This window comes from Sphingomonas sp. A2-49 (assembly GCF_025548555.1).
Taxonomy (GTDB): Bacteria; Pseudomonadota; Alphaproteobacteria; order Sphingomonadales; family Sphingomonadaceae; genus Sphingomonas.
In genome coordinates, this window is sequence record NZ_JAJLPA010000001.1 from 1 (window position 1) to 15396 (window position 15396).

The 15396-nt window shown below is 71.3% G+C and carries 11 protein-coding genes; all 11 read left to right on the forward strand.

The genetic code is table 11. From position 1 onward, the window contains the following. Positions 1 to 181: 181 nt before the first annotated feature. Positions 182 to 853: a response regulator gene (locus LPN01_RS00005; protein WP_262826312.1), complete on the forward strand. Its 672-nt coding sequence runs from the start codon at positions 182 to 184 to the stop codon at positions 851 to 853. Next, positions 850 to 2181, forward strand: coding sequence for a sensor histidine kinase (locus LPN01_RS00010; RefSeq protein WP_262826313.1), 1332 nt, complete (start codon positions 850 to 852; stop codon positions 2179 to 2181). Before LPN01_RS00005 ends, LPN01_RS00010 begins: the two co-directional genes overlap by 4 nt. A 242-nt stretch (positions 2182 to 2423) precedes the next feature. Beyond that, entirely contained in the window at positions 2424 to 4574 is a 2151-nt protein-coding gene (locus tag LPN01_RS00015; RefSeq protein ID WP_262826314.1) for a TonB-dependent receptor, read from the forward strand. 136 nt (positions 4575 to 4710) lie between these two features. Further along, positions 4711 to 6354 (forward strand): TldD/PmbA family protein, encoded by a 1644-nt coding sequence (locus LPN01_RS00020; protein ID WP_262826315.1) that lies wholly within the window; start codon positions 4711 to 4713, stop codon positions 6352 to 6354. Between the two features lie 16 nt (positions 6355 to 6370). After that, positions 6371 to 7705: a TldD/PmbA family protein gene (locus LPN01_RS00025; protein ID WP_262826316.1), complete on the forward strand. Its 1335-nt coding sequence runs from the start codon at positions 6371 to 6373 to the stop codon at positions 7703 to 7705. An 89-nt stretch (positions 7706 to 7794) separates the two neighbouring features. After that, positions 7795 to 8496 (forward strand): DUF4159 domain-containing protein, encoded by a 702-nt coding sequence (locus LPN01_RS00030; protein WP_262826317.1) that lies wholly within the window; start codon positions 7795 to 7797, stop codon positions 8494 to 8496. Beyond that, on the forward strand, positions 8489 to 9493 hold the full coding sequence (locus LPN01_RS00035) for an AAA family ATPase (protein ID WP_262826318.1): 1005 nt from the start codon (positions 8489 to 8491) through the stop codon (positions 9491 to 9493). Before LPN01_RS00030 ends, LPN01_RS00035 begins: the two co-directional genes overlap by 8 nt. Next, entirely contained in the window at positions 9486 to 10364 is an 879-nt protein-coding gene (locus LPN01_RS00040; RefSeq protein ID WP_262826319.1) for a DUF58 domain-containing protein, read from the forward strand. The genes LPN01_RS00035 and LPN01_RS00040 overlap by 8 nt, the downstream gene beginning before the upstream one ends. Continuing rightward, complete coding sequence (locus tag LPN01_RS00045; protein WP_262826320.1) at positions 10361 to 11440, forward strand: BatA domain-containing protein; 1080 nt, start codon at positions 10361 to 10363, stop codon at positions 11438 to 11440. Before LPN01_RS00040 ends, LPN01_RS00045 begins: the two co-directional genes overlap by 4 nt. After that, the gene (locus tag LPN01_RS00050; RefSeq protein WP_262826321.1) at positions 11437 to 13557 is read left to right on the forward strand and encodes a DUF4175 domain-containing protein; all 2121 of its coding nucleotides are present in this window, start codon (positions 11437 to 11439) and stop codon (positions 13555 to 13557) included. The genes LPN01_RS00045 and LPN01_RS00050 overlap by 4 nt, the downstream gene beginning before the upstream one ends. Beyond that, positions 13554 to 15320, forward strand: a complete 1767-nt coding sequence (locus LPN01_RS00055; protein WP_262826322.1) for a carboxypeptidase regulatory-like domain-containing protein — start codon at positions 13554 to 13556, stop codon at positions 15318 to 15320. Before LPN01_RS00050 ends, LPN01_RS00055 begins: the two co-directional genes overlap by 4 nt. Positions 15321 to 15396 lie beyond the last annotated feature (76 nt).

Sequence of the window (15396 nt, forward strand, 5' to 3'; positions counted from 1 at the left end):
ACGATCGCCGCCGCGGCGATCCCGATCCATTGCCATTGCGTCGCGCGGGGCAGGACGGTCGCGGGGGGCAGGGATTCGGGAACATCATGCATATGCATCGGCAGGCCTCGACGAACAGGCTGGAGCCGATATGGACCTTCGCTTACAGCCGGCTTACGGATGCTGCGCTGCGGGAGATGACGTGCGGATTTTGCTGGTCGAGGACGACGCCGCACTGGCGGAAGCACTCGTCGCGGCACTGCTGCGCCGCGGCTTCGCGATCGACCATGCGCGCAATGCCGACGAGGCGGAGGCGTATCTGTCGGCGCTGCGCCACGCGATCGTCCTGCTGGACCTGGGCCTGCCCGACGACGACGGCCTTGCAGTGCTCGGCCGGCTGCGGCGCGCGGGCAACGCCTGCCCGGTCATCGTCCTCACCGCCCGCGGCACGGTCGATGCCCGCATCGCCGGGTTGCATGCGGGTGCCGACGACTATCTGGTCAAGCCGTTCGACGTCGACGAGCTGCACGCGCGCATCCTCGCCGTGCTGCGGCGACAGGCCGGCTATATCGGCCGGTCGATGCGGTGCGGTGCGCTGGCGTTCGACAGCGAGACGCGGGTCGCCCATGTCGGCGACGATCGCCTGACGCTCTCCGCACGCGAAACCGAGCTGCTCGAACTGCTGCTCCGTCGCGCGGGCAACGTCGTCGCCAAGCGGCTGGTCGAGGACCAGCTGTTCGGCGTCGACGGCGAGCTGGGTTCGAACGCGGTCGAGGTCTATGTCCACCGACTGCGCAAGCGGCTGGACGACGGCGGCAGCGGGGTGCGGATCGAAACGGTCCGCGGGGTGGGTTACCTGTTGAGGGCGGCGTGAGACTGCGCGCGCCGCGCTCGCTCGCCGGCCAGTTCGCGCTGCTGCACGTCGGCGTCGCGCTGGTCGCCGCGGTCGTGCTGGCGTTCGGCACCGGGGCGCTGCTCCACCACGCCGCGCGTCACTACCAGCGCGAGGTGCTGCGCCGGCAGGCGCGCGGTGTCGCCGTCGCGATGCGAACGCGTCCGGCGGCGGAGGCGCTGGGCGAGGTGGACATCCTCGCGGGCGGGCTGACCCTCAGCGTCGTCGACCGCCGACGGCGGGTGGAAGCCCAGCGCGGCCCGCAGCGGCCGGAGATCCTCGCCACCATCCCGCTGGTGCGCGTCGGGCGGCTGTACCGGCGCGGGCCGCTCGCCGCGGTCAGCCTGCCGGTCGGCGACCGCTGGATCGTGGTGGCGCAGGACGATGCCGCGCCGGAGGTGGTGACCGACGACATCGTCCGCGCGTTCCTGAAGCGGTTCGCGCTGCTGCTGCTGCCGGTCGCGATGCTGGCGCCGCTCGCCGGCGCGTGGCTGACCCGGCGGCTGACGCGGCGGATGAGCCGCGCGTCGGGCATCGCGGCGGCGATCGGGCCCGACACGCTCGACCGGCGATTGCCGCGCGGCACGCTGCCGATGGAGGTCGAGCCGCTGGCGGTCGCGACCAACGCCGCGCTCGACCGGCTCGAACAGGCGTTCGCGCGACAGGCGGCGTTCGCCGCCGACGTCGCGCACGAATTGCGTACCCCGCTCGCGGTGATCCGCGTGCGTGCCGACACGGTCGGGGACGCGGCGTTGCGCGACACGCTCGTGGCGCAGGTGGACCGCGCGGCGCGGGTGATCGGCCAGCTGATGGAACTGGCTGGGCTGGAGCGTCCGTTCGCCGACGCGGGCGAGGCGGTCGACCTGTCGGCGCTGGCGCGCGGCGTCGTCGCCCAGCGGGCGCCGGCTATCCTCGAGGGCGGCCGTACGATCATGCTCGACGACCGGCACCCGCATTCGATCGCGGCGCATCCCGGCGCGCTTCTGCTCGCGCTCGACAACCTCGTCGACAATGCGATGCGCCATACCCCACCGGGCACGACCATCGTGGTGACGGCGGGGCCCGGCCCGCGGATCGCGGTGTGCGACGACGGCCCCGTCGTGCCGGCTGCGCAGTTCGAACATATGGCCACCCGCTTCTGGCGGCGGCCCGACACGATCGTCGAGGGGTCGGGGCTCGGCCTGTCGATCGTCACCCGTGTCGTCGAGGCGCATCATGGCCGTCTGGACGTCGCGCCCGGCCCCGGGGGGCGCGGCGTGCAGGTCGTCATGACGTTCGTCGACGCGGCACCGGGCGTTCCGCAGCATTGATCCGCACCGGCGGGGCGGCGTCGCACGATCGAAAGACGAGCCGCAACATACACATGACAATGGATTTATCAGACCTGGCGCAGGACCGGAAACAGACGGTCCGCCATCCTTCGCCTCGGCCACGATACCTGACAGACGGATGAATTAATCGTCACGTTTGCGGCAGGGACTTGCCTCGACTCAGGCCGGCATGCACTCGGCGTCGGGCAGGGGGTGTTACAGTGTATCATGAGGTGCCGCCGATGCGTTCCCTGTCGTTCCTGAGCTTCAGCCTCCTGGCCTTCGCCGTGGCGACCGCCGCCCGCGCGCAGGAGGCACCGGTCGCGGCCGACGCGGCGACCCCGACGCCGACACCGCCTGCGACCAACGGCAACGACATCGTCGTCACCGGCAAGCGCCTCGACGATGCGCGGGCGCACATCCAGCCGAGCCTCGGCGCGACCAGCTACGACATGACGAGCGCCACGATCCAGGCGCTGCCCGGCGGCGAGAACCAGCAGCTCAACCAGATCCTGCTCCAGCTGCCCGGCGTCGTGCAGGACGGCTTCGGCCAGTTCCACGTCCGCGACGACCACAACGGGCTGCAATACCGGATCAACGGCACCGTCCTTCCCGAAGGGCTCGCGGTGTTCGGCCAGACGCTGTCGCCGCGGCTGGTGAGCCGGATCGACCTTCTGACCGGGGCGCTCCCCGCACAATATGGCCTGCGCAGCGCGGGGATCATCGACATCACGACCAAAAGCGGCCTGTTCCAGGACGGCGGCACGGTGTCGCTCTACGGCGGCAGCCACGACACGATCGAGCCGAGCTTCACCTATGGTGGCTCGAGCGGGCGAAGCAATTACTTCGTGTCGGGCGACTATCGCCACGATTCGCTCGGCATCGAAAGCGTCGACGGCCGGTCCGACCCGGTCCACGACGACACCGACCAGTATCAGGGCTTCGCCTATGTCGATCACATCCTGAACGACAGCAACCGCATCTCGTTCGTCGGCGGCTATTCGAACCAGTGGTTCCAGATCCCGAACCCCGTCGGGTTGCAGCCGGACGGCAGCTGGTCGGTCGGCGGCCAGACCGCCTTCCCCAGCGAGGCGCTCGACCAGCGCCAGCTCGAACGCACCGGTTTCGGGCAGCTGAGCATCCTCCACGACGACGAGCCCCTGACGATCCAGGCGTCGCTCTTCGCGCGCTATTCGTCGCTGCGCTATCGGCCCGACGTGCTCGGCGAGCTGCTGTTCAACGGCCAGGCGCAGGCGGCGTTCAAGCAGGACTTCACGATCGGCGGGCAGGCCGACGGCGTCTATCACCTCGGCGACGCGCACACGCTGCGCGGCGGCATGCTGCTGACGCGCGACCGCAGCGACAGCGATACGTCGACCAGCGTCTTTCCGGTCGATGCAAGCGGCGCGCAGGCGGGCGAGCCGCTGTCGATCGCCGATCGCGACGCCAAAACGGCGTTCACGGCGAGCGTGTACCTTCAGGACGAATGGACGCTCGCCCCGACGCTGACGCTGAACTACGGCGCGCGCTTCGATCGTTATGCCGGCTACCGGACCGAAAACCAGCTGTCGCCGCGCGCCAACCTCGTCTGGCAGCCCGACGCACGCTTCACCGGCCACATCGGCTATGCCCGCTATTTCGTGCCGCCGCCGTTCGAGAACGTCGCGGTGACCAGCGTCGCCTCGCTCGTCGGGACCAGCGCCTATCCCGCCGTCACCACCGACACGACGCCTTTCGCGGAGCGCCAGCATTATTTCGACGCGGGCTTCCAGATGAAGCCGGGTGCGCATCTGACATGGGGCATCGACGCTTATTACCGCATCTCGAAGAACCTGATCGACGAGGGCCAGTTCGGTGCGCCGATCATCCTGACGCCGTTCAACTATGCGCAGGGCCGGATCGGCGGGATCGAGGCGAACGCGAGCTACACCCGCGGGCCATGGACCGCCTATGCCAATTTCGCCGCGGCGAAGGCCAAGGGCCGCGACATCGTGTCGAGCCAGTTCAGTTTCGCCGCCGACGACCTCGCCACCATCGCGACCCGCTACATCTACCTCGACCACGACCAGAGTTTCACCGGTTCGGGCGGACTGTCCTATGCACCGCGATCGGGCGTGCTGGCCGGAACCAGCCTCGGCGGCACGATGCTGTACGGGTCGGGCCTGCGTACCGACGGTGCGATCCCGAACGGTGCCAAGCTGTCGCCCTATGCCGAGGTCAACCTGACCGCGAGCCACCATTTCGCCGCATCGGGCGTCGACCTGCGGCTCGACGTCATCAACCTCGCCGACCATCGCTACGAAATCCGCGACGGCAACGGCGTCGGCGTCGGCGCGCCGCAATACGGGCCGCGCCGCGGCGTCTTCGTCGGTATCGCCAAGGCGTTCGGGTGACGGAAAAAACGCGCGGGCATCGATTGACGCTGCCCGCGTCCCGCGCAATGATCGGTGTGTGAGGCGAGCAAGGCGCTTGCCTCGCGCATCGGAAAGGGACGCCGCGGCATCGTGCCGACGGCATCAATCCGGGGGGATGAGAGCCTTGCACAGACGGGATTTCCTGGCCGCGACCGGCCTGGCGCTCGGAGGCGGCGTGCTGCCGACCTTCCTCGGCCGCGCGATCGCGGCGGAAGAATTGCAATCGACGATCGACGTCGCGCTGAAGAAGCGGCTGGCGGACGCGGCGCTGAACGCGGCCAAATCGGCGGGTGCGACCTATTGCGACGTCCGGGTCGGGCGCTACCTGCGCCAGTTCGTCATCACGCGCGAGGCGAACGTCCAGAACGTCGTCAACACCGAATCGCTGGGCACCGGCATCCGCGTGATCGCGGACGGCGCCTGGGGCTTTGCCGCCACGAACGAGATGACGCCCGACGCGGTCGCGAAGGCCGCGCAGCTCGCCACCGCGATCGCAAAGGCGAATGCGAGGACGCAGACCGCGCCGGTGCAGCTCGCACCGACGCCGGGGTTGGGCGAGGTGTCGTGGAAGACGCCGATCGTCAAGAACGCCATGGCGGTGCCGATCAAGGACAAGGTCGACCTGTTGCTCGGCGTCAACGCCGCCGCGCAGGGGGCTGGCGCGAACTTCGTCAATTCGATGCTGTTCCTCGTCAACGAACAGAAGTATTTTGCCAGCACCGACGGGTCGTACATCGACCAGGACGTGCATCGCATCTGGGCGCCGATGAGCGTCACCGCGATCGACAAGGCGACGGGCAAATTCCGCACCCGCGGCGGCCTGTCGGCGCCGATGGGCATGGGCTTCGAATATCTCGACGGCAACGCCAAGGACCGGTTCGTCTCGCCCAACGGCGTCGTCAACTACGGCATGTCGTACGACATGAAGGAAGACGCGATCGCCGCCGCGAAACAGGCACAGGCGAAGCTGAAGGCGCCGTCGGTCAAGCCGGGCAAATACGACCTCGTGCTCGACCCCTCGCACACGTGGCTGACGATCCACGAGAGCGTCGGCCATCCGCTCGAACTCGACCGCGTGCTGGGATACGAGGCGAACTACGCCGGCACCAGCTTCGCGACGATGGACAAGCTGAAGGCGCATTTCCAGTACGGCAGCCCCAACGTCAACATCGTCGCCGACAAGGTGCAGCCGGGCAGCCTCGGCGCGGTCGGCTATGACGACGAAGGCGTCAAGACCAAGAAGTGGGACCTGATCCGCGACGGCAAGCTGGTCGATTACCAGGCGATCCGCGACCAGGCGCATATCCTCGGCAAGACCGCGTCGGACGGCTGCTGCTATGCCGACAATTGGGCGAGCGTGCAGTTCCAGCGGATGGCCAACGTCAGCCTCGAACCCGGCAAGAAGAAGCAGAGCGTCGCGGACATGATCGCCGGGGTGGAGAACGGCATCTACATCATCGGCGACGGCAGCTTCTCGATCGACCAGCAGCGCTACAATGCGCAGTTCGGCGGCGAACTGTTCTACGAGATCAAGAACGGCAAGATCACGCAGCAGATCGAGGACGTCGCCTACCAGATCCGGACGCCCGAATTCTGGAACGCCTGCGTTGGCGTCTGCGACGCGAGCGACTACCGGATGGGCGGCAGCTTCTTCGACGGCAAGGGCCAGCCGCCGCAGGTGTCGACGGTCAGCCACGGATCGTCGACCGCGCGCTTCAACGGCATCAACGTCATCAACACCGCCCGGTCGCTCGGCTGAGCAGGAGACACACGTCATGGGAATCTTCACCGAAGAACAGGCGCGCGCGATCCTGAACAAGTGCGTCGCGCTGTCTAAGGCGGACGAATGCACCGCGCAGCTGTCGGGATCGATCGACGGCAACATCCGCTTCGCGCTGAACAACATCTCGACCAGCGGCATCGTGTCGAACACCGACCTCGAAGTGCAGGTGGCGTTCGGCAAGCGCGTCGGCACCGCGACGATCAACGCGTTCGACGACGCCTCGCTCGAGCGGGTCGTGCGCCGTGCCGAGGATCTTGCGCGGCTCGCGCCGGAAAATCCGGAGTTCGTGCCCGCGGTCGGCAAGCAGGTCTACAAGGCGACGCCGACGTTCAGCCAGTCGACCGCCGACATCACGCCGGACTATCGGGCGAGGGTGGCCGGCGATTCGATCGCCGCGTGCAAGGCGCAGAAGCTGATCGCGGCCGGGTTCCTGCAGGACGGCCAGAGCTTCGTCGCCTTCGCCAACTCGCGCGGCAATTTCGGTTACCAGCGCGCGTCGGGCGTCGATTACACCTGCACCGTGCGCAGCGAGGACGGGCGCGGATCGGGCTGGGTCGGCCGCAACGTGCAGGACGTCGCGACCTTCGCGCCGGCGACCGACATCCGTACCGCCGCGCGCAAGGCGGCGGGATCGGTCGACGCGCGCGCGCTGGAACCGGGCAAGTATACCGTGATCCTCGAACCCGCCGCAGCGGCGGGGCTGATCGGCTTCATGTTCAACTTCTTCGGCGCGCGCGAGGCGGACGAGGGGCGCAGCTTCCTGTCGAAGAAGGGCGGCGGCAACAAGATCGGCGAGCAGGTGTTCGACCCGCGCGTCAACTTCTACGCCGATCCGAACCACCCCGATGCGCCGGCGATGCCATGGGACGGCAACGGCCTGCCGCGAACGCGGCTCCAGATCGTGCGCGATGGCAAGATCGCCAACCTCGACTATTCCCGCTACTGGGCGCAGAAGCAGGGCAAGCCGGCGACGGCCGAGCCCGGCAACATCATCATGGAGGGCGGCACCAAATCGACCGCCGACCTGGTCCGCGGTACGCAGAAAGGCATTCTGGTCACGCGCACATGGTACATCCGGATGGTCGATCCACAAACGGTGCTGTTGACCGGACTGACCCGCGACGGCACGTTCTACATCGAGAACGGCGAGATCAAATATCCGCTCAAGAACTTCCGGTTCAACGAGAGCCCGGTCATCATGCTCAACAACATCGACGAGCTGGGCAAGCCGGTACGGGTCAAGGCGGACGAGGGTGACACGATCATGATGCTGCCGCCGATGCGGCTGCGCGACTTCACCTTCACCTCGCTGTCGGACGCGGTGTAATTGTCGGTATTCACCCTCACCCTGCGTCGCCTCCGGCGGCTTTTCCCTCTCCCGATGGGAGCGGGAGGGAGCGGCGCAGCCGCGGCAGGGTGAGGGTGACCCGGCAGGAGTTCCTGCGGGCGGGCATCGCGACGCTCGCCGCCGCCCTCGTCCCCGCGGCCGCGGCTGCGGCGGGCGCCTATGACTTCTGGTTCACGCGGCTGCGCTACGACAGCGGCGACTGGGACGTCGACCAGCGCATGCCGTCCAACCTGCTGACCTCGCTCGTCGATTACACCAACCTGCGGATCGACCCCAAGGAGCGCGTCGTCGCGCTCGCCGATCCGAAGATGCTGACCGCGCCGTTCTGCTACCTGGCGGGGCACCGGCTGGTCGAATTCTCGGCCGCCGAACGCCGCAATTTCGAACGCTACGTGCGCAACGGCGGCTTCGTCTGGGTCGACGATTGCAACCACGACATCGACGGGCTGTTCGCGCAGAGCTTCGAGCGGCAGATGCGCGCGATCTTCGGGCCGCGCGCGCTCGCCAAGCTGCCGCCGCGGCATCCCATCTTCACCAGCTTCTTCAAGTTCGACGGTCCGCCCAACACGGGGTTCGAACTGAACGGCTGGGGCGACGACCTCGTCCACGACTATCTGAAGGGCATCACGATCGATGGCCGGCTCGGCCTCCTCTACAGCAACAAGGATTACGGGTGCGAATGGGACTACGATTGGCGCAACAAGCGCTTTCTGGCGCAGGACAACACCAAATTCGGGGTCAATATCGTGATGTATGCGCTCAATGCCTGACGGGCCGGCCGTGACCGAAGGCGAGATCGAGCGCCGTATCGCCGGCCTCGCCGACCTGCGCGCCGCGATCGGGCAGGCGATCGTCGGGCAGGAGGCGGTGGTCGAGCAATTGCTGATCGGCCTGATCGCCGGCGGCCATTGCCTGCTGGAAGGGGTGCCGGGCCTCGGCAAGACGCTGCTCGTCCGGTCGCTGGGCGAGGCCCTGCACCTCGACTTCCGCCGCGTCCAGTTCACGCCCGACCTGATGCCGAGCGATATCCTCGGCACCGAATTGCTCGAGGAGGATCACGGCACCGGCAAGCGCCATTTCCGCTTCCAGCAGGGGCCGGTGTTCACCAACCTGCTCCTCGCCGACGAGCTGAACCGCACGCCCCCCAAGACGCAGGCGGCGTTGCTGGAGGCGATGCAGGAACGGACCGTCAGCTACGGCGGCACCACCTACACGCTGCCGCGGCCGTTCTTCGTGCTCGCGACGCAGAATCCGATCGAACAGGCCGGCACCTATCCGCTGCCCGAGGCGCAGCTCGACCGGTTCCTGTTGCACGTCCGCCTCGATTATCCGACCGAGGCGGAGGAGCGCGACATCCTCGCCGCGACCACGGGCAGCGGGTTCGCACAGGTTCCGCGCGTGATGGCGGGGGAGGACGTGGTGGCGCTGCAAGGGCTGGTCCGCGACGTCCATCTGAGCCCGGACCTGCTAGACTGGATCACCCGGCTGGTGCGCGCCACCCGGCCCGGCGGGACGATGCCCGAGGCGCTGCGCAATTACGTCCGCTGGGGCGCAGGTCCGCGCGCCGGCCAGTCGCTCGTCCTTGCGGCCAAGGCGCGCGCGCTGCTGCATGGCCGGCTGGCGGCGACGCGCGACGACGTTGCCGCGCTCGCCGCGCCGGTGCTGCGCCATCGCCTGATCCTGGCGTTCGCCGCGGAGGCGGAGGGGATCGCGCCCGATGCGATCGTCGCGCGGCTGCTGGCGGCGGTGCGCGGGCCCGGTGCCTGACGACCTGCTGCCGGCCGACGTCCGCCACCGGCTGAAGGGCCTCGGCATCGTCGCGCGCCGGGCGATCGGCGAACGCGGGCTCGGCCTGCATGCCAGCCGGTCGCGCGGCAGCGGCCTCGAATTCGCGCAATACCGGCCCTACGAGCCGGGCGACGAGCCGCGCCAGATCGACTGGAAGCTGTACGGCCGGTCGGATCGCTTCTTCGTCCGCGAAGCCGAACGCGAAAGCCCGATCGCGATCTGGATCCTGCTCGACGCCAGCGCGTCGATGGCGCAGGCGGATACGCCCGGCTCCAGCCGGTTCGACGCGGCGAAGGGACTGGCGACGGCGCTTGCGGAGATCGCGCTGGCGCAGGGTGACCGGTTCGGGCTGGCGACGCTGGCGGAGCGCGGGCTCGACCTGGTGCCTGCCGCCGGTGGCGCCCGCCAGCGCGACCGATTGCGGCTCGCGCTGCGCGCCGCAACCGCGGGCGGGCGATTTCCGGGTGAGGCGGCGCTCGCGCCCTTGTGGGATCGCATCGCGACCCGCGATTTCGTCGTCATTCTGTCCGACTGGTTCGACCCGGCGACGCTCGACCTCGCGCGCAGGCTCGCCGCCGCGGGGCGCGAGGTGGTGGCGTTGCAGATCCTGACCGTGAGCGAGCGCGACTTCGACCTGTCCGGCGGCTACCGGTTCCGCGATCCCGAAACCGGCGAGGAACTGCTCGGCGATGCCGGCGCGTTGCGTGGCGAGTTTCTCGCCCGGTTCGGCGAAGCGCAGGCGGCGCTAAAGGCCGCATTCGCCGCGGCGGGGATCGCGCACGCGACGCTGGTCCTCGACGAACCGCTCGACACCCCGCTCCAGGCGCTCTTCGGGCGGCGCCGGCGATGACGCTGCTGTTTCCGCTCGGGCTCGCGGCGCTGGCCAGCCTGCTGCTGCCGCTGCTGATCCACCTCGCCCGCCGCACCGAACAGCGCCCGACCGACTTCGCCGCGTTGCGCTGGTTGCGGCAGAAGCCACGCCCCCGCCACCGGCCGCGGTTCGACGAACTGCCGTTGCTGGCGATCCGCCTCCTGCTGCTCGCGGCGATCGCCCTCGTGCTGGCGCAACCGGTGCGGATGGCTGTGGGCGAGACGCAGGCCGTGGTCGCGGTGCTGCCCGGCGCGCGCATACCGGCCGATACCGGTGCGCGGCGCATCTGGCTCGCGCCCGGATTCCCGCCGATCTCCGCCCGTGTCCCGGACGGGCCGCTGCCGACCGGGAGCCTGATCCGTCAGCTCGACGCCGAATTGCCGCCGCGCGCGACCCTCACGATCGTCGTCCCGCGCATTCTCGACGGCGCCGACGCCGAGCGCCCGCGGGTGTCGCGACCCGTCGTCTGGCGGATCGCGGGCGAGGGGCGGGCACCGGGGCGGCCGATCCCGCCGCCGCTCCCTCGGGTGCAGGGCGATCCCGCCGCGCCGGGGATGCGGTACGTCGTCGCGGCGCTGCGCGCGGCGGGCGGTTCGCGCCCGTCGACGGGCGGTCCGGTGATCCGGCTCGCGCCCGGGCCGCTCCCCGCGGCGCTGGTTCGCGAGGTCGAGGCAGGACGCACGGTGCTCGTCGCCGCGACCGCCACGGTCCCCGCCGCGCCGACATCGGTCGTCTGGCGCGATGACGAGGGCGCGCCGCTGGTCGAGGCGCAGTCGCTGGGGCGCGGGCGGCTGCTGCGGTTCGTCCGGCCGCTGACGCCGCGGGCGATGCCGCAACTGCTCGAACCGGGGTTTCCCGACCGTCTGCTCGCACTGTTCGCGGCACCCGCGGAACCGACCCGCGCACTGGCCGACGCCTATCGCCCGCAGCCCGGCGCCGCCGCACCTGCGCCGCCCGCCCGCCCGGTCTGGCCGTGGCTGGCCGTGGCGGTGGCGATCGTGTTCCTCGTCGAGCGCTGGCTGGCGACGCGTCCGACGCGCGTCGGCGCCCGATGAGCCGCGACGCCCGCGTCGCGCGCTGGACCCGCCCGAGCCGGCTGCGCGTGTGGCGCGAGGACATCGCGCTGGGGGGACCGCTGGCGCTGGTGCCGGCGGCGGTTGCCGGGCGCGTCGGCGGGGCCGTCGCCGCGGTCGGCGTGCTGCTCGTGGGGCTCGCCATCGTCTTGGGTGTCGCGCGCTGGCGGGCGCGGCGGTTCGATCGAAGCTGGCTGATCGCGGCGCTGGATGCAGCGCGCGGCGACCTGGAGGACAGCAGCGACCTGCTGTTCGCCGACCCCGCGACGCTCGGCCCGTTGCAGGCGCTCCAGCGCCGCCGCATCGTCGATCGCGCGGAGGCGGGGCCGATCCCCGTGCTGTCACCGCCGCGCGACCGGCGGCTGCTGGCGGCGGTCGCGGGGGTGGCGGTGCTGGCCGGCGCCGCCATCCTGCTGTGGCCGCGGGCGCAGGGCGTCGCGCTCGCGCCGGCGCAGGAGGGACTGGCGGCGGCACCCGGCGTACCGCGGCTGACCGCGCAGGCGCTGGAGATCATGCCGCCGGCCTATACCGGCCTGCCCCCGCGCGTGTCGCGGGTGCTCGATGCCCGCGTGCCGCAGGGATCGCGGCTGCGCTGGACGTTGCGCTTCGACCCCGCGCCTCGCCGGGCGATGCTCGCCACCGTCGGGCGGGCGGGGATCGCCTTGGGTCGCGAGGGCGAGGACTGGCACGCCGGTTATGCCGCCACGCAGCCGCTCCTGTATCGGGTGACGGCGGCGGGGGCGGAGCGCGCCGGCGTGCCGCCGTTGCACCGGATCGACCTCGCACCCGATCGGCCGCCGCAGGTCCGGCTGGTGGCGCCGGTCGCGCCGCTGACGCTGCTGACGCCGGGCCAGCGGTCGGCCGCGGTCGCCTTCGTCGCCACCGACGATTACGGGGTTCGCGCCACCGCGACGTTGCGCGTAATCGTCGCGCAGGGCGAGGGCGAGAACGTCCGCTTTTCCGAACGGCTGCTGACGCTGTCCGGCAGCGGTCCGCCGCGCGCGCGGCACTTCGCCGCCCGGCTCGATTTCGCGTCGCTCGGCTTTACCGAACCCGGCGACGTGGTGGCGCAGCTGATCGTCGCCGACATGCGCGAGCCCGCGGCCCAGTCGGTGCGCGGCCCCAGCGCGATCCTGCGGCGCCCGCCCGCGGCCGCCGCGCAGGGCGGCGGGCTGGAGGCGATGACCCGCCGCGTCATGCCCGCCTATTTCCGCAGCCAGCGCCAGATCGTCATCGATGCCGAGGCGCTGCTCGCGGAACGGCCGCGCCCCGCCGCGGACCGGTTCCTGTCGCGTTCCGATGCGATCGGCGCCGACCAGCGCCTGCTGCGCATGCGCTATGGCCAGTTCATGGGCGAAGAGGCGGGCGGCGGCGCGACCAGCGCGATGCCGACCAACGACGAAGAGGAGGGTACCACGCCCGCGGCTCCGACGGCCCCCACCACCGACGCGCACGATCACCCGCCCGCTCCGCCGCCGACGTTCGGCGCCGCGGAGGACGTCACCGCCGAATATGGCCACACCCATGACGAATCGGAGGCCGCGACGCTGCTCGATCCGTCGACCCGCGCGACGCTGCGCCAGGCGCTGGATGCGATGTTCCAGTCGGAGCGCGAGCTGCGGCAGGGCGATCCGGCGCGGGCCTTGCCCTTCGCCTACAAGGCGCTGCGCTTCATCAAGCAGGTCCAGCAGGCGACGCGTATCTTCCTGGCGCGGACGGGCTCGGACCTGCCTGCGGTCGACATGCAGCGGCGCCTGACCGGCGCGCGCGGTGCGATGGGATCGCGCACGCTCGTCGCCGCGGCGGCGGACCCGGTCGATCCGACCCCTGCGGCGATCTGGCGCGCGCTCGATACGCCGCGGCACGGCGCCGCGCTCGATGCCCTGTCGCGCTGGCTGACCGTCCATGCCGCGCGGGTGCCCGATCCGCTCGCGCTGGCCGCCGCGATCGATACCTTGCGTCGCCGCCCGGGTTGTGCGGCCTGCCGCGAGACGGTGCGCGGCGCGCTTTGGCAGGCGCTGCCGCGTCCGGTCGCCGGCCTGCGCCGTCGCGACGGCGGCGATGCGATCGGGCGGCGCTATCTGGACGCGCTGCCATGACGCCCGAACGGATCGTCGCGCTGCTGCTCGGGCTCGCCGTGCTGCTCGGCTGGCTGCGTCTGGTCCGCGGCGGGGTGCTGGGGCAGGCGCCGTGGCGCGCCGCGGCGCTGCTGCTCCTGCAACCGATCGTCGCGACTTTGCTTTACGCGACGCTGTTCGGCGGATCGGTGCAGCGCGGGCATCCGGCACTGGTCGTCGCGACCGGGGGCACCGGGCGGCTCGTCACCGCTGCGCCGGACGAGACGCTGGTCGCGCTGCCCGAGGCGCGAGGGGTCGCCGGCGCGACGCCGGTCCCGGACCTCGCCACCGCATTGCGGCGGTGGCCGGCGGTGTCCCGCCTGCGGATCGTCGGCGACGGACTGCCGGCGCGCGATCGCCCGGCGGCACGCATGCGCACGGTGGCTTATGATCCGCCGTCGCCGCCCACGGGGATCATCGACATCGTGCCGCCGAAGTTGCTCGCGCCCGGCGATACGTTCGCCGTCGCCATGCGCGTCGGCGGGGGCGGGCGGGTCGCGCTGGTCGATCCGGCGGGGCGCCCGGTCGATGCGGGGGCGCCCGACCGCGACGGCCGGCTCGTGCTGCACGGCGTCGCGCGCGATGCGGGCACCGTGCTGTTCGGGCTGCGCATCGGCGATGCCGACGTCGCCGCGGTCCCGGTCGTGACCGCCGCCGCCGCGCCGGCGCGGGTGCTGATCCTTGCCGCCGCGCCGGGTCCCGAGGTCAAATTCCTGCGGCGCTGGGCGAGCGATGCCGGCCTCGCGCCGGCGACGCGGCTGGCGGTGGGTGGCGGGCTGACGCTGGGCGACCCGGACTCGACGATCACCCCCGCGACCCTCGCCCGAACCGACCTCGCCATTCTGGACGACCGGAGCTGGGCGGGCTTGGGCGGCGCGGCGCGCGCCGCGATCGCCGCAGCGGTGCGCGGGGGCATGGGACTGGTCGTGCGGCTCACCGGCCCGGTGCCGCGCGGGTGGCAGGTGCTCGGCCTGCCAGTATCCGGCAGCCGTGACGCTCCGTTACGCCTCGCTCCCGCGGCACCGACCGACGCCATGCTGGCGGCGCGGCGGGGGCCGGGCAGTCGCGACGCCCCCGTCTCCAGCGCGGCGCCGCTGGGCGAGACGCCGGTGCTGACGCGGATCGATGCCCCGCTGGACGCCGGGATACCGTTGCTGCGCGATGCGCGGGGCACGCCCTTCGCGGCCTGGCGTGGCGTGGGTCGCGGCCGCGTGGCGGCGACCACGATTCTCGACAGCTTCGCGCTGGCGACCAGCGGCAATGGCGACGCTTATGCTTTCCTATGGAGCACGATCGCCTCCACCGTCGGGCGCGGTGCCGCGGCGGGGGCGGCGCCGCCGGCGCGGGTCGATCCGCTGGCGTTCGTCGGCGACCGGGTCACGGTCTGCGGCGTCCGCGACGGCGCCCGTATCGTCGCACCCGATGGGGGTGTGGTGGCACTGGTCCGCGATCCGGTCGCCGGCGACTGTGCGGGCTATTGGCCGCGGGCGGCGGGCTGGCATCGCATCGCCGGGCAGGGGGGAGCCGCCTTCTACGTGCAGCCCGCGGCCGCGCTGGCATCGCTGCGCCGCGCGCGCGACCAGGCCGCGACCGTGCTGCTGGTGAGCGAGCGGGCGCCGGTCGCCGCCGCGCCCCTTCCCGGCGAACCGCAGCCGGGCTGGCGCTGGCTCGTGCCGTTCCTGCTCGCGGCTGGGCTGACGTGGTGGCTGGAGCGGTCGAGGCTGGGCGTGTCGCGCCGCCGATGAGTTGCCGGACGGGCGATCGCGACACAATTCAACACGTTCCGGATTGATCGTGCCGATCCGTTCTGGGAAGGCGGGG

Coding starts and splice junctions, on each gene's coding strand:
- LPN01_RS00050 (WP_262826321.1), top strand. CDS start 11,437: ATGAGCCGCGACGCCCGCGTCGCGCGCTGGACCCGCCCGAGCCGGCTG.
- LPN01_RS00045 (WP_262826320.1), top strand. CDS start 10,361: ATGACGCTGCTGTTTCCGCTCGGGCTCGCGGCGCTGGCCAGCCTGCTG.
- LPN01_RS00020 (WP_262826315.1), top strand. CDS start 4,711: ATGAGAGCCTTGCACAGACGGGATTTCCTGGCCGCGACCGGCCTGGCG.
- LPN01_RS00025 (WP_262826316.1), top strand. CDS start 6,371: ATGGGAATCTTCACCGAAGAACAGGCGCGCGCGATCCTGAACAAGTGC.
- LPN01_RS00035 (WP_262826318.1), top strand. CDS start 8,489: ATGCCTGACGGGCCGGCCGTGACCGAAGGCGAGATCGAGCGCCGTATC.
- LPN01_RS00055 (WP_262826322.1), top strand. CDS start 13,554: ATGACGCCCGAACGGATCGTCGCGCTGCTGCTCGGGCTCGCCGTGCTG.
- LPN01_RS00015 (WP_262826314.1), top strand. CDS start 2,424: ATGCGTTCCCTGTCGTTCCTGAGCTTCAGCCTCCTGGCCTTCGCCGTG.